This is a genomic window from Flagellimonas halotolerans (assembly GCF_035818535.1).
Taxonomy (GTDB): domain Bacteria; phylum Bacteroidota; class Bacteroidia; order Flavobacteriales; family Flavobacteriaceae; genus Flagellimonas; species Flagellimonas halotolerans.
In genome coordinates, this window is record NZ_JAYKYV010000001.1 from 74,133 (window position 1) to 93,524 (window position 19,392).

General features: G+C 42.7%; 16 protein-coding genes and 1 tRNA gene. 7 read left to right on the plus strand and 10 right to left on the minus strand.

The window, feature by feature from the left end; translation table 11 throughout:
• Positions 1-2: 2 nt before the first annotated feature.
• Positions 3-131, plus strand: a complete 129-nt coding sequence (locus VM932_RS00310) for a hypothetical protein (RefSeq protein ID WP_326276577.1) — start codon at positions 3-5, stop codon at positions 129-131.
• A 296-nt stretch (positions 132-427) separates the two neighbouring features.
• Here the strand turns inward: VM932_RS00310 and VM932_RS00315 are convergent, their stop codons facing one another.
• The 5 genes from VM932_RS00315 to mce all read right to left on the minus strand — a co-directional run bounded on the left by VM932_RS00315 (position 428) and on the right by mce (position 3,398).
• Entirely contained in the window at positions 428-925 is a 498-nt protein-coding gene (locus VM932_RS00315) for a DUF6252 domain-containing protein (protein WP_326276578.1), read from the minus strand.
• 58 nt (positions 926-983) lie between these two features.
• Positions 984-1,994 carry a nucleotidyl transferase AbiEii/AbiGii toxin family protein gene (locus tag VM932_RS00320; RefSeq protein ID WP_326276579.1) on the minus strand — a complete coding sequence of 337 codons (1,011 nt, stop codon included), beginning with the start codon at positions 1,992-1,994 and terminating at the stop codon, positions 984-986.
• A 3-nt stretch (positions 1,995-1,997) separates the two neighbouring features.
• Positions 1,998-2,594, minus strand: a complete 597-nt coding sequence (locus VM932_RS00325; protein ID WP_326276580.1) for a DUF6088 family protein — start codon at positions 2,592-2,594, stop codon at positions 1,998-2,000.
• 263 nt (positions 2,595-2,857) lie between these two features.
• Positions 2,858-2,931, minus strand: a tRNA-Ile gene (locus tag VM932_RS00330).
• A gap of 50 nt (positions 2,932-2,981) precedes the next feature.
• The gene (gene mce / locus VM932_RS00335; RefSeq protein WP_326276581.1) at positions 2,982-3,398 is read right to left on the minus strand and encodes a methylmalonyl-CoA epimerase; all 417 of its coding nucleotides are present in this window, start codon (positions 3,396-3,398) and stop codon (positions 2,982-2,984) included.
• A gap of 101 nt (positions 3,399-3,499) precedes the next feature.
• On the opposite strand from mce, the gene rbfA reads away from it, so the two are divergent.
• Positions 3,500-3,895, plus strand: coding sequence for a 30S ribosome-binding factor RbfA (rbfA, locus tag VM932_RS00340; RefSeq protein ID WP_119607165.1), 396 nt, complete (start codon positions 3,500-3,502; stop codon positions 3,893-3,895).
• A 2-nt stretch (positions 3,896-3,897) separates the two neighbouring features.
• Positions 3,898-5,103: an ABC transporter permease gene (locus VM932_RS00345; RefSeq protein WP_326276583.1), complete on the plus strand. Its 1,206-nt coding sequence runs from the start codon at positions 3,898-3,900 to the stop codon at positions 5,101-5,103.
• Here the strand turns inward: VM932_RS00345 and dusB are convergent.
• Together dusB and VM932_RS00355 are read right to left on the minus strand one after the other, a co-directional pair.
• Entirely contained in the window at positions 5,100-6,092 is a 993-nt protein-coding gene (gene dusB / locus VM932_RS00350; protein WP_326276584.1) for a tRNA dihydrouridine synthase DusB, read from the minus strand. The two genes, VM932_RS00345 and dusB, sit on opposite strands and share 4 nt — an antisense overlap.
• 52 nt (positions 6,093-6,144) lie before the next feature.
• Positions 6,145-8,565 carry an outer membrane beta-barrel family protein gene (locus VM932_RS00355; protein ID WP_326276585.1) on the minus strand — a complete coding sequence of 807 codons (2,421 nt, stop codon included), beginning with the start codon at positions 8,563-8,565 and terminating at the stop codon, positions 6,145-6,147.
• Between the two features lie 151 nt (positions 8,566-8,716).
• Here VM932_RS00355 and lepA point away from each other — a divergent pair, with 151 nt between their 5' ends.
• Positions 8,717-10,513: a translation elongation factor 4 gene (lepA, locus tag VM932_RS00360; protein ID WP_326276586.1), complete on the plus strand. Its 1,797-nt coding sequence runs from the start codon at positions 8,717-8,719 to the stop codon at positions 10,511-10,513.
• 37 nt (positions 10,514-10,550) lie between these two features.
• Here the strand turns inward: lepA and VM932_RS00365 are convergent, their stop codons facing one another.
• From VM932_RS00365 to VM932_RS00375, 3 genes are all read right to left on the minus strand, one after another.
• The gene (locus VM932_RS00365) at positions 10,551-10,814 is read right to left on the minus strand and encodes a hypothetical protein (protein WP_326276587.1); all 264 of its coding nucleotides are present in this window, start codon (positions 10,812-10,814) and stop codon (positions 10,551-10,553) included.
• 96 nt (positions 10,815-10,910) lie between these two features.
• Complete coding sequence (locus tag VM932_RS00370) at positions 10,911-12,680, minus strand: SLC13 family permease (RefSeq protein ID WP_326276588.1); 1,770 nt, start codon at positions 12,678-12,680, stop codon at positions 10,911-10,913.
• Between the two features lie 118 nt (positions 12,681-12,798).
• Positions 12,799-14,652, minus strand: a complete 1,854-nt coding sequence (locus VM932_RS00375; RefSeq protein WP_326276589.1) for a cation:proton antiporter — start codon at positions 14,650-14,652, stop codon at positions 12,799-12,801.
• A gap of 210 nt (positions 14,653-14,862) precedes the next feature.
• Between VM932_RS00375 and VM932_RS00380 the strand changes: the two genes are divergently transcribed.
• The 3 genes from VM932_RS00380 to VM932_RS00390 are packed head-to-tail and all read left to right on the plus strand — an operon-like array spanning position 14,863 to position 19,262.
• The gene (locus VM932_RS00380; RefSeq protein WP_326276590.1) at positions 14,863-15,729 is read left to right on the plus strand and encodes an MBL fold metallo-hydrolase; all 867 of its coding nucleotides are present in this window, start codon (positions 14,863-14,865) and stop codon (positions 15,727-15,729) included.
• A 26-nt stretch (positions 15,730-15,755) separates the two neighbouring features.
• On the plus strand, positions 15,756-17,405 hold the full coding sequence (locus tag VM932_RS00385; protein ID WP_326276591.1) for a S8 family peptidase: 1,650 nt from the start codon (positions 15,756-15,758) through the stop codon (positions 17,403-17,405).
• Between the two features lie 3 nt (positions 17,406-17,408).
• Entirely contained in the window at positions 17,409-19,262 is a 1,854-nt protein-coding gene (locus VM932_RS00390; RefSeq protein WP_326276593.1) for a M1 family metallopeptidase, read from the plus strand.
• Positions 19,263-19,392: the final 130 nt, after the last annotated feature.

Here is a 19,392-nt window from a genome sequence, read left to right on the forward strand (position 1 = left end):
CATTGGGCACGAAATATGTCTTTCCCATTTTGCTCCATGACGAGCTTACCCCAAACCAGATTGAAAACCGCAAGACCAAAGTGCTCAAAAACTATAACAAGGATTTAAAGACTATTGCAGAATTGGCCTAAATTGAAAAATCTGTTACCAGTTATGTGGCTCGTCACAGCTTTGCCAATTGCCTTAAGCAAAAAGGTATTGCAACAGATGTAATCAGCGAATCATAGGGGCATCAAAACATGGCTATTACTCAGGCCTATTCAAAAAGAACTGGACACCTCTGTGGTGGATAAGGCAATAGAGGTTCTTTTATAAAGTATTTGAATATACTTCATTTTCCAAGGATTTTTCGAGTCACAGAAATAGGTGAAGGAATAACTACGGGGTATATCATTCTTTAGGTTCAGTTACCCAGGGTACAAGGCACTTAGTCAAATTCCATTAGAGTTCCACGAAACCTGCCTTCGGTAATCTGTAAAAAATATTCAATGCTCTTTTCTCCCCGGGGCTTTGGAAACAGCTCGAATGCAAAGTTGCCGGTCACTGATCCATTAGATTCATTATAAGACTCCACTACAAAAGCGGCATTTTCAGGTTCTTGCAATGTGTATTGTGCCACGATGACATCCCCGCCGACTGTATCGTAATAGAGTGTCTTTTCCTTTTCTAATGTATAGCTTCCCACACCTTTAAACTTTGCCTTTACCATTAACACTCCATTGTCCAGCCCTTCCCCAACGGCGAAAAAGACCAACGTATCGTTCTCCATCAACTGAAGTTCAGTACTGCCCTCCCAAAGGTTCTCATCCTTTTGGGCAACAAAGGTGTTCTCCCCCAAAGTAGGAAGGGAGTCGTCATCGGAATTACATCCAATAGTGAACAGAACAAGCAAAATCAATAGATATTGAAATTTAATACGTCTCATGTCCTTTTTCCATTAGATACTTAATTGCCAATAGGTTGCTTGGCAACTACATACCCATTTATTCAAACTTCAATGTATTGTATTCTTTGGCGGCCTGTTTAACGGTTTCCAATAGATCCTTATAATTTGGACTGTCTTCAGGAATCATATTGGTTTGCATCGATTTATAATCGTCTCCCCAATTTTTTATAAATGTTTCTGGTGGCAGAGGATTTAAATTTGGCGGATATAGTGCACTATAGTTTATACCTCTTATACCATTAAATCTTTCTCTATGTTCTATAATTGAAACTATAAGCTCTTGGTTATAGGCTTTGTCTTTATACCCACTTTTGTAAATTTTTGTAATGTCATACAAATGTCTACTTAAGCGCTCTACACGTATTTTATCTTTCGGCTTTTTAAACTCTTCATGTAGTAAAAACAATTTTTCCAAATAGGTACGTTCCGGATTTACACAGGGTATGGTAATCGCCGAATCTGCAAATGGACGTTCTGGAAACTGCTTGCCCACAAATGATATTATTTCGCAATTGGTAAATGGATCTTTTAAGGAGCGACTTCCTAATTCTACTTTTACTCGTGGCAATACATATTCTGAATGTTTTGTAACAGCAGGGTAATAAATTAAAATAGATACTGGGTCTTGATCGCCATCGCCTAAATTTTCAAAATCGAAGGTTATGCCTGTATAACCTCTATCCTTAAATGCTTTTTTTAAGGCTTCATAAAATGTGGTGGTTACAAACTCGAAGGATTTCTCTCGCAACTTTTTTACCTGAGATTTGCTGATTAAGCCGCCATCAAAGCCTAAATACTCCCTGTTTAGGGCCAAGTCTATATCTTCTGAAAAACGTTGTATTAAGTGCCATGCCTTACTTAATGATGTACCTCCCTTAAATAACAGGTGTTCTGCAATGTCCATATCCGAAAAGATAATATCGAGGGTTTGTGTTACCCACCAATCTTTTTCTACAGCAAAGTCTTGAATCTTTTTTTGTTTCGCTACTTCTTGAAAAATCAATCGTTTTTCTTCAGCACTTGCTTTATAAAATAATAGACTACTCATTGATCATAATGCTTTTGCCATAATTTCTGCTATCCATTGAGGTGCTAACTGCAAATCATGTCTTAAATCTTCAATATTTTCTTCTTTTAAAAGTTTTACAATTTTATCTTCCTCGCTTTTGGCTACGCTGTTTTTACCTATTTCCGTTAATGCCAATACTGCCAATTTGCTTATTTTACCCTTTAGAGCTAACTTTTTGGGGCTAACTTTTTTAAACGTAATATTTCTATTATCTATTTTAATTTTTCGGGCCTTACCGTCGGTGTAGTACACTACATTTAATGGTATTTGTTCGCTTAGCCCCAAAGCGTGCATAGCAAAACTGCCTGTTGGGATAATACGTGCCTTATCGCGTTTGGCTATGGCTTGCGCTATATCGTTCAAACTTGGTAGTACTATTTGGTTTAGTAATTGGCTCGTTTTAGGTTTTACATAGATGCCACTTGCCAACCTGTACAAAACACCTCTTTTTACCAATCGATATAAAGCTACACGTAGTGCATTGGCATTTGCTATTTGGGCAAAATCTTCTGTAAGGAATATTGTGCCCTCTTCATTATTTTTAATTTGAGCTAGTATTTGTTCTTCTATACTCGCCATCTATTTATTTTATATTTTTTGTAATGTAAAGTGGTTTCTTTTCATTACAATAATACTTAAAAAACATTACAAAAACAATTTTAACCGCATTACAGTAAAGCTGATGCCAGCAGTCTTCCCATAGAAAGCTTGTTAGCTTTAGAAGATCCGGTTCTGGAAGGTAAGCTATGGTCAGGAAATGGTTTAATGGTGTTTTTGAAATGTTGTACCCACATAAAAAAGAAAAACCTCCCAATTGCTTGAAAGGCTTATCTTTGTTGAGGTGGTCCCACCTGGGCTCGAACCAGGGACCCCCTGATTATGAGTCAGGTGCTCTAACCAGCTGAGCTATAGGACCCGCATTTTGCGGATGCAATATTAGTGTTTATTTTTCTTCAGCGCAAGGTTTTAACGCCCCTTCCCTTCTTTTATTTCTTGGCAAAGCTCCACCAGCACGCCATTGGTACCCTTTGGGTGTAAAAATGCCACCAGTTTGTTGTCCGCCCCTTTTTTTGGCGTTTCGTTCAAAACAACAAAGCCTTCGTCTTTTAATCGTTTTATTTCCGAAACAATATTCTCCACCGCAAAAGCAACGTGATGGATGCCCTCCCCCTTCCTTTCCAAAAATTTGGCAATGGGACCATCCGGATTTGTCGGCTCCAACAATTCAATTTTATTGGGCCCCGATTTAAAGAATGAGGTCTTTACCCCTTCCGAGGCCACTTCCTCGACTTTATAGTGCCGCACGCCCAACAGCTTTTCAAACAAAGCATTGGACGCCTCCAAATTTTTTACCGCGATTCCAATGTGTTCAATTTTATCCATAGGAGATGTAATATGTGTTAAATGTTCACCTTTTTTCAAAATTACACACTGTAAATGGTTAATAGTGTGAGGTTAGTCATTAATTCACTTATTTTTGCAGTATGGAGGAAACACAAAGACAGAAAAAAATAGCTGGAATCATTCAAAAAGACCTGGCCGATATCTTACAACGTGCCGCTACCGATGGAGGCCTTAAGGGAACTTTGATCTCTGTGTCCAAAGTTTCCGTAACCGTTGACCTGTCCTTGGCCAAGGTGTATGTGAGCATTTTTCCGAACAAAGGAGCGAAAGAACTGTTGGAAGGCATCAAGGAAAACCAAGTTGCCATTCGGTATGAATTGGCCCAACGCACCAAACACCAATTAAGGCGAGTGCCGGAGCTTAATTTTTATTTGGATGATTCCTTGGAATACATCGAAGGGATTGAAAAATCATTGAAAAGAGAGGAAAACCCTATTGAGAACAGGGACCTGCTCGACAAACGTAAGAAATCCTGATTTTGAACTTTCCGCTTTATATCGCAAAACGTTACTTACGGTCCAAAAGCAGCCAAAATGCGGTAAATATTATCAATTTCATTACTTTTTTGGTGATTGTGATAGGTTCTGCTGCGCTTTTTATCGTACTTTCTGCTTTTGCAGGTCTAAAAACGTTCAGCCTTTCTTTTTCCAATACGTTTGACCCCGATTTGAAGGCTTCGCCCACCATTGGGAAGCATTTTACCATTTCTCCGGATGAAGAATCAGCGCTTGGCAACATAGAGGGGCTGGCCAATTTTTCCAAAGAATTGGAAGAGCGGGCCTACCTTACCTATAAAGAAAAAAGCACCATTGCCTATATAAAAGGGGTGGATGAAAACTACCGGGCTGTTACGGGAGTGGACAGCACGCTAATTTTTGGCAATTGGGGATCTGATCAATACAATGGGGTCATCGGCATCGGGATATACAATTTGCTTGGTGTGCCCATGAACAATAGAACACCCATGGAGGTTTTGGTGCCCAAACCTGGTGAGGGGTCTTTTTCGCAACAAGGATTTAATGCCAAACCCTATGATGAACTCGCTTTGGTCGTAAGCGGCGTTTATGCGGTTGAAGAAAGTTTGGATAAAAAATACGTGTTTGCCCGGCTTCCTTTGGTACAAGAATTGTTGCAGAAAGATAGTACCGAAGTCTCTGGCATCAATTTTAAGTTGACCGAAAACGCCTCTCCCGATCAGGTTAGAAGCTCTATTGCAAATGTTTTGGGCGATAAAGTGTCGGTTTTGACGCGTCGTGAGCAAAACACCTCGCTCTACCGTATGCTAAACACGGAAAATTTGGCGACCTATTTGATTTTCACCTTGGTGTTGATCATTGCCCTGTTTAATGTGGTTGGGGCCATTATTATGATGATTTTGGACAAGCAGCAGAACTCCAAAACGCTGTACAGTTTGGGCACGACCATCAAAGAATTGCGCCGTATTTACTTTATACAAGGTATATTGGTCACTTCTTTTGGTGGGTTGATTGGTGTATTGATCGGTTCCTTGTTGATTGGCTCCCAATTAGCGTTTGGTTGGTTGAAGATAACACCATCACTGGCCTACCCCGTGGAATTCAATGTCATCAATTTGCTGATTGTGATTGGAACGATTGTGGTTTTGGGCTTTATTTCTTCAAAAATTGCAAGTAGCCGTATCTCCCAAAAATTGATTTCCGCCTAAGCGAACTGGTAATCCCCGAATTTTTCCTCTACCTCATCAAAAGCGGCAAAAACATCCGCAGCATCATCGCTGGTGACCATTTTCATACGGTATTCCTTAAAGTGCGGAATGCCCTTAAAGTAATTGGTGTAATGTCTCCGGGTTTCAAAAACGCCCAGTTTTTCACCTTTCCAATCAATGGCCATTTGCAAATGCCTACGGGCGGCCTCCACGCGTTCTTGCATGGTGGGAGGCGCCAAATGCTCCCCTGTTTTAAAATAGTGTTTTACTTCCTTAAAAAACCAAGGGTAACCAATGCTTGCCCTTCCGATCATGGCTCCGTCCAATCCGTATTCGTCACGCATTTTTACGGCAGCTTCTGGCGTGTCCACATCGCCGTTTCCAAATACGGGAATACGCATCCGCTGATTGTTCTTTACCTCAGCAATGGGTTTCCAGTCAGCTTCGCCTTTGTACATCTGTACACGGGTGCGGCCATGTATGGAAATGGCCTCAATCCCAACATCCTGTAATCGCTCTGCCACCTCGACTATTTTAATGGAATTGTTGTCCCAGCCCAAACGCGTTTTAACGGTAACGGGCAATTTGGTGCGTTTTACAATTTCTTCGGTAAGCTTTACCATCAACGGAATATCCCGCAAAATACCTGCCCCTGCATTTTTGCAGACCACCTTTTTAACGGGACAGCCAAAATTGATGTCAATGATATCAGGATTGGATTTCTCCACTATATCCACCGCCTGAAGCATAGAATCCAGTTCGGCACCAAAAATCTGGATGCCCACAGGACGTTCCTTTTCATAAATATCCAGTTTGATGACACTTTTGGCGGCATCCCTAATCAATCCTTCGGAAGAAATAAACTCGGTATACACCACATCAGCGCCCTGCTCCTTGCACAATTTGCGGAAAGGAGGGTCGCTCACATCTTCCATTGGAGCTAGAAGAAGCGGAAAATCAGGGAGTTCTATGTTTCCAATTTTTGGCAAATCCTATAGTTTTTTGGATTGCAAAAGTACAAAATAGGCGACAACCTAAAAGCTAGTTTTGCGATTGAAGTCGATCACGCTCATTTTTATCGATTCCTCGCTCATTGTCCTCCAATCGGAAATTCCCAAAATTATAGGTGAAACCAAAGCGGATAAACTGTGTTTCGGGACGTCTGCGATAAAAGTTATCTTGGTTAAGGTACTGCGAACGGTAGGTGGGCACATATTGCTCCAAGATATCCTCCGCTGCAAGCGATAGGGTTATTTTATTATCAAAAAGGGTTTTTCGGAGCCCGATCGTTAAATTAAACTGCTCGTCGGACACATACGATCCAAAAAGAAATTTGGAGATATAAGTTCCTGCAACCTCTCCAGTAAAGGTTCCGTCACTGGACAAGGTCAAATAATTGCCCACATAGGCATATACCCCGTTCACTTCGTTGGTAAAAGGTACATTCCCGCTTTCCTCGGCCAAAAAAGTCTCTTCTTCGTGAAAAACAGATGTGTAAGCGTACAAGTACCACGGGGGCAAAATGGATTTGCTCAAGGTAAAGTCCAAGCCGTAGGATTTACTCTCCAACACATTCTGTTTAAGCTCCACCAAGGTTTGATTGTCATTGTCCTGAAAGACCAGGTACGCAATGTTGCTGCCGTTGTCCCGATAGTAAACGTCGAAGAAATATTCGCTGTTATGGGTATAATTAAAGTTAAGGTTATTGCTAAAGCTTGGTCGTAACCCTGGATTTCCTTCCTCATAATCATTTTCATTATAGAAAAACCGGAATGGGTTCAAATCATTGTATTTGGGACGATTGATGTTCCTTCCATAATCAAAGGAAAAGCTATGCTTCTCCGATAGTGAATAGAGCAAATAAAACGATGGGAACGGTTCAAAAAAGTCCTGCGTATTGGTCTGGTTCAAGGTCAATGACCTTCCCTCGGCCTCCGTAAGCTCACCACGAACTCCTAACTTCATGGACCATTTCTCCCAATTCTTCACAAAGCTCATATAAGCTGCATACACATTTTCATCATAGGTGTACAAATCCGATAAGGAAGAATCAACCGTATTGCTAGAACCATTAAAGTTGAAAAAGTTCACCTTGTTTTCAGAAGTGATCGAGGATATTTTTGCTCCCGTTTCAAAAGATGCATTGCCAATTGGTGTGGAATAATCCAACTGCCCTGTAAAAATTCCAATTTCTTGATCGGTATCGGAATCAAACCCAAAGTCCCGTAAAAAAGTGCCGTCCGCATCAAAATAATCGGATGCAAGGCGTTGGAACGTCTTGCCGTTAAAATAGGTGTAATGCCCATTGGCTCGTATCTGTGCCCCTTCCTTTTTCAGCTTGTGAACATAGGTGAGGTCAAACGCCAAGTTGGTGTTGTCCATATTGGCGTTGTTCTCGGTGGTAAATGTGGAGTCCAATTGGGCTTGGGCATTCCTCATTTCGTTGCTGAGCAATGTTTGCTGCTCTTGATCTAAATTAAAAAGCAGGTTGGAGGTCACATTCAAACTGTTTTTGTCATCAAAATCATAATCCAGAATAAAACTTGCATTTTGCGACTGTGACCTATCCGTTTGATTATAATCCGTATCCCAAACGGAAAAAACATCATTGGTATCATCCATAAAATTGATGCCTTTTTTCGTTTTGTTCACGTCCTTCTTTGGACTGATGGTATAGTTGGCAAACAGGTTGAGTTTGTCCGTTTTATAATAATGACTGGTACCCATACTGAATTTTGGAAAAACAGCTTGGGTAAATGTCCCATTGATGCTTCCCTTATATCCCGGAACAATGTTTTTGCTGGTGACGATGTTCAAAATAGGGCCTCCTTCGGCATCATAACTTGCGGGAGGATTTGCAATCACTTCAACAGATTTAATATTGGTGCCCGAAAGTCCCTGCAACAAATCCCGAACTTCTTGTCCGGACAATTGGACCTTTCGATCATTAAGGTAAACTGTGGCGTTTTGGCCACGAATCAATAAATCATCTTGGTTTACGATTACACCGGGGGTGCTTTTTAGAATATCCCATGAGGTTCCTTGGGAAACCACTGTGTTTGCCACGGAAAAGACCAGTCTGTCTGGTAATCTTTCCAATTTAGGACGTTGAGCCGATACCACTACCTCATCCAGTTCGTTGTTTTCCAAGGGAATAATCAAAGCGCCCAAGGAAACATCCTTGGCAATATCCAAAGGTCTGGGTTCGGAGCCCCTGCCCACATAGCTTGCCTGTAACAAATAGAGGTCCGGTTTCACTTCGGACAGGACAAAAAGGCCTTTTTCGTCGGCAGATGCCCCTTGAACAAAAGTGGAATCGGTGGCCTGAAGCAGCAAAATGTTGGCGTAGGGAATAACCTGATTCTGTTCGTCCACCACCTTGCCAGAAATTGTAAAGGTTTGGCTGTATGCGCCGCATATTGCAAAAAACACCAATAAAAAAGTAGCGGAGAGGTTCTTCATTAGAGGTTTGGGTTGATTGTCAAATCTATGAAATAATTTTTGAGCGGGATGGGCGGTGATTTTCTTATTGAGAAAAAACCATTTGCGGGTATTTAAAACAATTATATTTGCAGTTGATTATGTCCCTTTTTAAGGGTATGTTATAGTTGATATGGAGAAGATCAGGAATTTTTGCATTATTGCACATATAGACCACGGTAAAAGCACTTTGGCAGACCGTTTGTTGGATTTTACCGGTTCGGTTACCGAGCGCGAAAAGCAGGATCAGTTGCTGGACAATATGGACTTGGAGCGTGAACGGGGCATTACCATTAAGAGCCATGCCATTCAAATGGACTACGTTCACAAGGGCGAAAAGTATGTGCTCAACCTGATCGATACTCCCGGACATGTTGATTTTTCATACGAAGTATCGCGTTCCATTGCTGCTTGTGAGGGTGCCCTTTTGGTAGTGGATGCCGCACAGAGCATTCAGGCGCAGACCATATCCAACTTGTATCTGGCATTGGAAAACGATTTGGAAATTATTCCCGTGCTCAACAAAGTGGACCTTCCGAGTGCAAACCCAGAAGAGGTTACCGACGATATTGTGGACCTATTGGGCTGTAAACCGGAAGAGGTAATCCCGGCAAGTGCTAAAACGGGAATTGGTATCGAAGAGATCCTTACTGCGATTATTGAGCGCATACCTCCCCCTAAAGGGAATCCCGATGAGTCTCTCCAAGCTCTTGTTTTTGATTCGGTATATAATCCATTTAGAGGTGTTGAAACCTATTTTAGGGTGGTAAATGGAGAAATCAAAAAAGGGCAAAAAATAAAATTCGTGGCCACCGGAAAGTCTTACTATGCCGATGAAATTGGTACCTTAAAATTGACCCAGTTCCCTAAAAACAAGATTTCTACGGGCGATGTGGGCTATTTGATCACCGGAATAAAAGATGCCCGTGAGGTAAAAGTAGGGGATACCATCACAGATTCTGCAAACCCGACCAAAAACCCCATTGGCGGTTTCGAGGATGTAAAACCTATGGTTTTTGCAGGTATTTACCCTGTTGACACGGAAGATTTTGAGGATTTACGTTCTTCGATGGAAAAATTGCAACTCAACGATGCTTCCTTGGTATTTACACCAGAAAGCAGTGCTGCATTGGGCTTTGGGTTTCGATGTGGTTTTTTGGGAATGTTGCATATGGAAATCATCCAAGAACGTTTGGAGCGTGAGTTTGACATGACCGTGATCACCACGGTGCCCAACGTGAGTTACCACGCATATACTACCAAAGGCGACCCAGACCCTATAATTGTCAATAACCCAACGGATTTACCAGATCCTTCCACTATAGACCGGGTTGAGGAACCTTATATTAAGGCGACGATCATCACAAAAGCAGATTTTGTGGGCAACGTAATGTCGCTCTGTATTGAAAAGCGTGGACAAATCGTAAACCAGACGTATTTGACCACGGAGCGGGTGGAGCTGGTTTTTGATATGCCTTTGGCGGAAATTGTTTTTGACTTTTACGATCGTTTAAAAACCGTTTCCAAAGGATACGCCTCTTTTGATTATTCCCCAATAGGAATGCGCACCTCAAAACTGGTTCGTGTGGACATCCTTTTAAATGCCCAGCCTGTTGATGCACTTTCTGCCCTGGTACACTTTGACAATGCTTACCATATCGGTAAAAAAATGTGTGAAAAGCTAAAAGAGCTTATCCCAAGGCAGCAGTTCGATATTCCGATCCAGGCCGCTATTGGTTCCAAAATTATTTCCAGGGAAACCATAAAAGCGCTTCGGAAAGACGTTACCGCCAAATGTTATGGTGGGGATATTTCACGTAAGCGTAAATTGTTGGAAAAGCAGAAAAAGGGTAAAAAGCGGATGCGCCAAGTGGGGAATGTGGAAATTCCGCAGCAAGCCTTTATGGCCGTGCTCAAGTTGAATGACTAAAAAAGCCAAGAAAATAGTTTTCTCTGCCTTTTGCGGATTATAATGATGCATCTCCAGCTGCACATAATGATTCTGCAAATTGTTTAGGCATTAAATCCTCTCCGCCAAAAAACTTTGCATCCATAGTTTTTATAGACCCGGCAGTTGATACTGTCCAAGTACCATCCCCGTTATCACAAACTTCCACTTTTCCTCCCTCAAGGGTACAGGATTCACATTCATTGGTTGGTCCGTCATCTTTGGAACAGGCGGTCATTAATGCGGCAGCAGCAACTACCGTAAGCAAAAGTATTTTCATCAAAATGATTTATTTGGTTAATAAATACCAAAGTACTTGTACTCCATCATTTATTTGCTCTTCAATTGACGGATGCGAAAAAAAGCGTGTCCTTCTTAATTATTTAAAAGGAAAAAAGTAAGGGATTACAAAAGTGGCGGCAATCCAAATAACGATATTAAGCGGTGTCCCTACCTTTAAAAAATCATTGAACCTGTAGTTTCCCGGCGCATAGACCATGGTATTGGTGGGATAGCTTACGGGCGTCATAAAAGTAAGGGAGCAGGCGAACATCACCGCTACCAAAAAAGGCCGTTCACTCACCTCCATTGCCGAGGCAAGACTGATTACTATCGGGGTCATAAGGGCCGCTGTGGCCTTGCTGGAGAGTACGTTGGTGCTCAAAAAAGTGACCAAGTACAAAATGCTCAGGGTAACTTGGGCATCATAGCTTCCCAGAGTCTGCTCTATAAAAAGGGCTATTTTTTCGGCCCCTCCGGTTTTTTCAAGGGCCGTTCCCATGGAAAGCACGCCTGCCATCATAAAAATAACCTTCCATTCCACTGCTTCGTAAGCTTCCTTTGGTTTTAAGGTAGAAGTGGCCACCAATAACAGAGCGCCAACCATACTGCTGATCAAAATAGAGGTGAGGTTAAGTGATGCCGCAAGCACTACTCCCACGGCAATAACAAGGGCAGGAATGGCTTTTTTTAAATTGACTTTCCCGTGCTTGTGCTCGGAAAGGGCCACCACCAAGTTCTGGGCAACCAATGCATCCACATCGGCCTCGGTGCCCAAAATCAGTAACATGTCTCCTTCGGTCAGCTTTACATCGGCGAGCTTTTCATACAAAATCTCCCCACGTTGCCTTATGGCCAAGACCGAGCCATTGTATTGTCTCCTAAAGTTAAGGGAGCGAAGGGAGCCCTCCGTCAGTTTGGAGCCAAAGGGAACAATAACCTCATAAATGTGTTTCTCAAGTTCTGCTTCGTCCAACTTTTTGTCCCCCGTGATCTTATATCCTTTTAGGCTTCGGATGCCGTTGAGTGCTTTCGGGGGAATCATAACTTTCATTACATCCCCCTCCAATATAAATGTTTCAGGGCCAATACTTTGCTTGTGCGACCCCTCCCTCAATATGGTCAATACCTGCACATTATGATCATTGACCAATTTGGACATGTGCAACGGTTTTTTGCTGTCGGGGCAATCCATTTCCACCAGTAATTCGGTAATGTACTTTTCCGCTTCTTTGGTAAGTGGGTTCTGCTCCTTTTCTGCCTTGGGCAACAGAAGGGGTGCCACAAAAAAGATGTAGGCAAAACCAATTACGGCCAAACAAAGTGCCGCCAAACTAAATTCGAACATCCCAAAACCCTCCACTCCATATTCTTCGGCATAACTACTCACTAAAATATTAGTGGAAGTCCCGATCAAGGTACAGGTACCGCCAAAAAGTGCCGAAAAAGATATTGGGATCAACAACATGCCCGGGGTTATTTTGGTTTCCCTACAAACGGTAAGGGCAATGGGCAAAAGCAAGGCCACTACTGCGGAATCGTTCACAAAAGCGGAAAACATACCCGCAATAAGACAAAATGTGATCAGGGCAATACTGTAATGTATTTTGGCCAGCTTTATGATCCTATGGCTAAGACCGTCCAAGATTCCTGAATTGAAGACCCCTGCACTTACCACGAACATGCACCCGAGTGTTAAGGTGGCCGGGTGGTTAAAGCCCGAAAAACCTTCTTTGGGACTAAGGACGCCCGCCACTATGAACAGGGCCATAATGATAATGGAAGTGGTGTCTATAGAAAAATAGTCCTTTACAAAAAGGACAATCCCTATGCAGATGATTACAATGGTAATGATCAAATCGCTGTCCATGGTGTCCCTAATTTACAATTCTGTTCGTTGTTTGGCCACCCTTTTTCTGTTCCGATTCGGTCAATGATGAGTAAAACCGTAAACTAAACCAATTTCGCCTCTTCTACAGAAAACTATCTTAATCCGTTTTGGGATTCTCTTCCTTTTTTGCCACTTCTATCTCTTTGCCTAAATAAACTAGCTTGTAGCCTTCACCCTCTGGAGTAAAGTCCTTGCTGTTCGCCGGAATGATTTCAATGCTTCCATCGGGCGATTTGGTGAACAATGGAACAATGTCGCGTTCTTCGTAGGTAATATCGATCAACTTGTCGTAGTGCTCCTTATCCTCCAATTCAATTTCGTGGATGACCGGATGTTTTCGTACAGTGTCCATCAGTTGGATAAAATCATCCGTATGGGAAAAGAGCCCTTCCTTTGGGTTGTTCTCTGGATCATTTACCTCTTCGGTATTTACCAAACGAAACGCTCCGTTTTCACCAAATTGTTTTTGGAATTTGTTGATCGCAAACTTGTTAATATCAGAGTTTCCTGTAAGCGCCATTAAATACCCCATGTCGTTCAACTCAATATTGTCTGCAAGCGTATCGGAAAAAATATTGGCCGAAATAGCCTCCAAACCTAGCTTTTTTGCTTTATCAACATTGTTTTGGTTGTTGTCTATGAGCACTACGTGCCTATTGTTTTTCCTCAAATAATTACCGATGAGTCGGGATAGTTTGGATGCGCCAATAATTAAAATGCCTTCGGATTTTTTTAAGAACACACCAACTAGCTTGGCAAACAAACGTGCCGTGGTAGCATTTAATAGTACCGTGCCCAAAACAATCATAAAAACCAAAGGGGTAATGTATTCGGCCCCCGGCTCTCCCCTTAACATCAATTTAGAGCCAAAAAGCGAAGCAATACCCGCAGCAACGATCCCTCGTGGACCGACCCAGCCAATAAAAAGTTTCTCGTTGAGTTTTAAGTTGGATCCCTGCGAACTTAAAAACACCCCCAAGGGCCGTATTATAAATACGATCACTGCAAAAAGAGCGACCGTGTTCCAGTTGTAGATCAGCTCCATGTCGCTAATATTGATGTTGGCCGCCAATAGGATAAATAGAATCGAAATCAACAACACACTAAGGGATTCCTTAAAGTAAAGCAGTTCTTTAAGATTGGGAAGATTCATATTTCCCATGACCATACCCATGACCACCACGGCCAACAGACCGGATTCGTGGGCAAACAGGTCCGACTCCACATAAACAAGGAGTACGGTAGACAAGGAAACCACGTTCAACAAATAATGTGGAATAAAATTCTTTTTTATGGCAAAAGCCAGGGCGTGGGCGAACGTAAACCCAAAAGTGGTCCCGAACAGAATGATTTTACCAAACTCGATGAGCGCTGTTTGCGTAAACGCCTGTCCTTCCCCTACACTGATGAATTCAAAAACCAATACGGCAACCAGTGCTCCGATGGGATCAATCAGGATTCCCTCCCATTTTAGCACGGCCGACACGTCTTTTTTAAGGGGAATGTTTCTTAAAATAGGTGTAATAACCGTAGGTCCGGTAACAATGATCAGCCCAGAGAACAAAAATGAAATTTGCCACGAAAGCCCAAAAATATAGTGTGCCGCAACACCGGCCCCAAAAAATGTGACTATGGTTCCAATGGTGATCAATTTGGTGATTACGGGCCCTACGTTGGATATTTCTGCCCGTTTAAGGGTAAGGCCGCCCTCAAAAAGAATAACGCTAATGGCCAAGGACACAAAATAATAAAGCCCTTCTCCCGGGAACAGCCCTTTTTCGCCGTTCCAGATGGGCTCTATTAATTTTGACCCATCTTCTGTGTATAAGGTTGCGATGGGGCCCACCAACAATCCTATCAAAATCAAAGGCAAAATTGCGGGTAATTTAAACCGCCAAGCCACCCATTGGGCAATAATACCTAGAATTATAATTCCGGCGAGTTCGACCATGTTCCAAGTTTTGTGGAAATTTAATGTTTTTCTTTTAGATAATCGTTCTTCTCCGGGGTCACCAACCAGATTGGAGAAGCCTTAAGGGTGGAAACCTTGCCATATTTAACAGTACTCATCCCATTTTTGTTAAAATACGGCCAATATGTCCTTATTTTTTCCGCATTTGGACTGTGCTTTTGTTATTTTGCAGGCCATTTTATTTTCTAAATGACAATTTATCCCATAGAGACCGGTAATTTTAAGTTGGATGGAGGCGCCATGTTCGGCGTGGTTCCCAAGTCTATTTGGAACAGAACCAATCCTGCAGATGGCAATAACATGATCGATCTTGCAGCCCGTTGCCTTTTGATCGAAGATGGGGACAGGCTTATTTTGATTGATAATGGTCTGGGCAACAAACAATCCGAAAGGTTTTTTAGCTATTACTACCTCTGGGGCGATCACTCCTTGGACAAATCCTTAAAAAACCTCGGATTTCATCGTGATGATGTTACCGATGTGTTTTTGACCCATCTGCACTTTGATCATTGTGGAGGCAGTATCCAGTGGAACAAAGACCGCACCGGGTATGAGCCGGCCTTTAAAAATGCCCGTTTTTGGACCAACAAAGACCACTGGGAATGGGCCACCAAACCCAATGCCCGGGAAAAAGCTTCATTTTTAAAAGAGAACCTATTGCCCATGCAGGAAAGCGGACAGCTTCATTTTGTGGACAGAAAAGAAGGTTCCTTTGTGGAAAAGTCCGAACTCGGTTTCGGTATCCACTTCGTGGATGGTCATACCGATAAGCAAATGCTCCCTCACCTAAACTACAAGGGCAAATCCTTGGTTTTTGTGGCCGACCTAATTCCGACCGTGGGCCATATTCCCCTGCCTTATGTAATGGGGTACGATACCCGACCTTTACTGACCTTAAAAGAAAAATCTGATTTTTTAAATGCTGCCGTGGAAAACAATTGGCTCTTGCTCTTTGAGCACGATGCCCACAACCAAATATGTACTCTTAAACAAACCGAAAAAGGAGCTCGTTTGGATCAGCTGTTTTCCTATGACGAACTATTCAAAATGCAATAACCTTTCACTTTTTACAAATACATTCTATGAATCGCACATATAACAAACTATCATTCTTATCCCTATCTGCCGCCCTATTTTTAATGGGTTGCGGATCTACCGCATTGGTCTCTACCCCTGTGGAGAACATTGATGCCGTTCCCTTAAAAATTTCTGAGCTTACCGAAGCGGAGAAAAAAAATTGGGGCCACCTCGACCTTATTGCGGACACCATTCCCGGCATGAGCGTGGACAAAGCCTATAACGAAATCATAAAGAACAAAAAGGGGAAAACCGTTGTAGTGGCCGTTTTGGATTCGGGCATGGATTTGGAGCACGAAGATCTAAAGAGTGTTCTTTGGACAAACACCGATGAAATCCCCAACAACAACAAGGATGATGATGGCAATGGTTATGTGGACGATATACACGGCTATAACTTTTTAGGAGAGTCCTATAATGAACAACTGGAATACGTCCGCATGCTTCGATTGAACATTGGTGATGCATCCGAAAGAGCGGAGGCCAGGCTTTTATTGGACAAGGAATATCCCGAAGCGGTTCAGAACAAACAACAGTACGAACAAATATTTCAGGTGGTAAAAGGTGCGGACGAACTTGTAAGGAACGAACTTGGGAAAGAAACCTACACGAAGGAAGACTTGCTTTCCATTGAGCCCAAAACCACGCAAATGGAACAGAGTGTTGCGGTGTTGACCCAAATGTTCACCTATGGCGATAGTATTCCTGAAGTATTGGACGAACTCCAAGAAGGCATTAAGTACTTTTCCGAACAAGCCAATTACAACCTCAACAAAGATTTCAATGGTAGAACCCCTGTGGGCGATGACCCTTATGATATTACGGACGTTCCCTACGGTAATGGCAACCCAAAAAACATAGTGGATACCGAAAGCCACGGAACCCACGTAGCTGGAATTATCGCTGCCAAGCGTAACAACGGAATTGGTGTCGACGGAGTGGCCCAGAATGTGGAGATTATGAGTATTAGGGCCGTTCCCAATGGCGATGAATACGATAAGGACATTGCGCTCGGCATTCGCTATGCTGTGGACAATGGGGCATCCATCATCAACTGTAGCTTTGGAAAGTCCTTTTCCCCTAAAGCGGAATGGGTTTACGATGCCATAAAATATGCAGCTTCCAAAGATGTTCTTATTGTTCACGCCGCAGGTAACGACGGTGAAGACTTGGAAAGCCCTGAAAATAGAAATTATCCAAACGATGATATGGATGAAAGTCAGGAGTTTGTGGACAATATGATTACTGTTGGGGCACTTTCCAGCAGCTATGGGTCCGAGATGGTGGCCTCTTTTTCCAATTATGGAAACCAGCGTGTTGATGTATTCGCTCCTGGTGCCGAGATTTACTCTACCATGCCCAATAGTGAATATGAGTTTCAAGGCGGAACTTCAATGGCTGCCCCGGCAGTTGCCGGTGTTGCAGCGCTGATCCGTTCTTTTCACCCAGATTTGTCCGCATCGCAGGTAAAAAACATCATCATGCAGTCTGGTCTTAGAACAAAAAGACCGGTTATTGTAGCGGGTGACGAGACCAAAACCACCACTTTCGATAAAATTTCTAAATCCGGCAAAATGGTCAATGCCTATAATGCCTTAATTTTGGCAAACAACATCTCAAAAGGTAAAATGACCTTGGAAAGTAATTCAAAATAATATATGAAGCGTTTACAATCCCTCTTTTTTACAGCCTTTTTCGGGGCCACTCTTTTTTTAAGTGCACAAAATTCGAGCAGTTGGCAACAGCATGTGGATTATACCATGGACGTACAAATGGATGTGAAAACATACCAGTACACCGGTACCCAAAAATTGGTTTACACCAATAACTCTCCGGATGAATTGAGCCGTGTTTTTTATCATTTGTACTACAATGCCTTTCAGCCCGGCAGTGAAATGGATATCAGGCTCCAAAACATCAAAGACCCGGATAAAAGGATGATGGAAGACGGGAAAAGCAGGATCGCATCGCTTTCTGAAGATGAAATGGGGTATTTGCATGCCAAATCCCTAGCACAGGACGGTCAACCCGTTACTTTTACCGAAGAAGGAACCATTCTTGTGGTGGATTTGGCGAAACCTATTCCCCCAGGAGGAAAAACGACCTTGGAAATGTCCTTTGAAGGTCAAGTTCCCCTTCAAATAAGGCGTTCGGGAAGAAACAGTAAAGAAGGTGTTGCGCTTTCCATGAGCCAATGGTACCCCAAACTTTCGGAATACGATTTTGAAGGGTGGCACCCAAACCCTTATATAGCCCGTGAATTCCATGGCGTGTGGGGCGATTTTGATGTAAAAATCACTTTGGACAAAGATTACACGGTCGGAGGCTCTGGATATCTTCAAAACCCACAAGAAATTGGACATGGTTATGAAACGCCCGGTACCAAAGTAAAAACCAAAGGCAAAACATTGACATGGCACTTTAAAGCACCCAAAGTACACGATTTTATGTGGGCGGCCGACCCGGAATATATCCACGATGTTTATAAAATGGAAGGCGGCCCAACCCTTCATTTCTTGTACAAGGACAACCCAGAATTCAATGAAAACTGGGAAAAACTTCAGCCTAAAACGGCGGAAGCCATGACGTTTTTTAGTAAAAATATCGGCAAATACCCTTATGAACAATATTCCGTGGTTCAAGGCGGTGATGGTGGAATGGAGTATGCCATGAGCACTTTGATTACCGGCGAACGCGAATTTGGCAGTTTGGTCGGGGTAATGGTGCACGAATTGGCACATTCTTGGTTCCAACATGTACTGGCGACCAACGAGTCCAAACACGAGTGGATGGACGAGGGCTTCACTTCCTTTATCAGTAGCCTGTGCATGAACCAAATTATGGAGCAGAACAAGCAAAATCCTTTCGAGGGGTCGTATAGGGGCTATTATGCCTTGGTCAACTCCGGTTTGGAAATGCCACAGTCCACCCATGCCGATAGATACACTACGAATTTTGCTTATGGCGTTTCAGCTTACAGCAAAGGATCCATATTCCTTTCTCAACTGGGGTACATAATTGGTCAAGATAAACTAATGGAGACCATTCAAAAATATTTCGAAGACTTTAAGTTTAAGCACCCTGTGCCCAACGACATTAAAAGAACAGCAGAAAAAGTATCGGGAATGGAACTTGATTGGTACTTGACCGATTGGACACAGACAACCAATACCATTGATTACGGAATTAAAAGTGTTGAGGCCGATGGGGACAAGACCAAGGTAACCATGGAGCGCATCGGTGAAATGCCCATGCCTTTGGATATTTTGGTCGTGGGCGCCGATGGAACACAAGAAACTTACTATGTGCCATTGCGTATGACGTATGGGGAAAAAGATAACCCTTACCCCAACCTAAATCGCACTGTTTTGGAGGATTGGCCCTGGGCTTACCCAACTTACGAGTTTACGTTGGATATGCCTTTGGATGATGTTCAGGCCATTATGATAGACCCTTCGCAATTGATGGCCGATGTGGATGGGGAAAACAACGTATATCAGGCAGAGGAATAAGCTCCTCTTTCATATTAACCATAATTAAGGGTGGCCGATTGTGCCGCCCTTTTTGGTTCACATCAAAAATCTATTTTCTTTTTATGATTGTCCCCTTGAGAGGGCCTTAGGGGGGCTTCTCCTCCAAATA

What these genes read in the sequence shown, in the direction of transcription:
- VM932_RS00315 (WP_326276578.1), bottom strand. Translation starts at nt 925, where the DNA reads ATGAGACGTATTAAATTTCAATATCTATTGATTTTGCTTGTTCTGTTC.
- VM932_RS00320 (WP_326276579.1), bottom strand. Translation starts at nt 1,994, where the DNA reads ATGAGTAGTCTATTATTTTATAAAGCAAGTGCTGAAGAAAAACGATTG.
- VM932_RS00325 (WP_326276580.1), bottom strand. Translation starts at nt 2,594, where the DNA reads ATGGCGAGTATAGAAGAACAAATACTAGCTCAAATTAAAAATAATGAA.
- mce (WP_326276581.1), bottom strand. Translation starts at nt 3,398, where the DNA reads ATGGATAAAATTGAACACATTGGAATCGCGGTAAAAAATTTGGAGGCG.
- rbfA (WP_119607165.1), top strand. Translation starts at nt 3,500, where the DNA reads ATGGAGGAAACACAAAGACAGAAAAAAATAGCTGGAATCATTCAAAAA.
- VM932_RS00355 (WP_326276585.1), bottom strand. Translation starts at nt 8,565, where the DNA reads ATGAAGAACCTCTCCGCTACTTTTTTATTGGTGTTTTTTGCAATATGC.
- lepA (WP_326276586.1), top strand. Translation starts at nt 8,717, where the DNA reads ATGGAGAAGATCAGGAATTTTTGCATTATTGCACATATAGACCACGGT.
- VM932_RS00370 (WP_326276588.1), bottom strand. Translation starts at nt 12,680, where the DNA reads ATGGACAGCGATTTGATCATTACCATTGTAATCATCTGCATAGGGATT.
- VM932_RS00375 (WP_326276589.1), bottom strand. Translation starts at nt 14,652, where the DNA reads ATGGTCGAACTCGCCGGAATTATAATTCTAGGTATTATTGCCCAATGG.
- VM932_RS00380 (WP_326276590.1), top strand. Translation starts at nt 14,863, where the DNA reads ATGACAATTTATCCCATAGAGACCGGTAATTTTAAGTTGGATGGAGGC.
- VM932_RS00385 (WP_326276591.1), top strand. Translation starts at nt 15,756, where the DNA reads ATGAATCGCACATATAACAAACTATCATTCTTATCCCTATCTGCCGCC.
- VM932_RS00390 (WP_326276593.1), top strand. Translation starts at nt 17,409, where the DNA reads ATGAAGCGTTTACAATCCCTCTTTTTTACAGCCTTTTTCGGGGCCACT.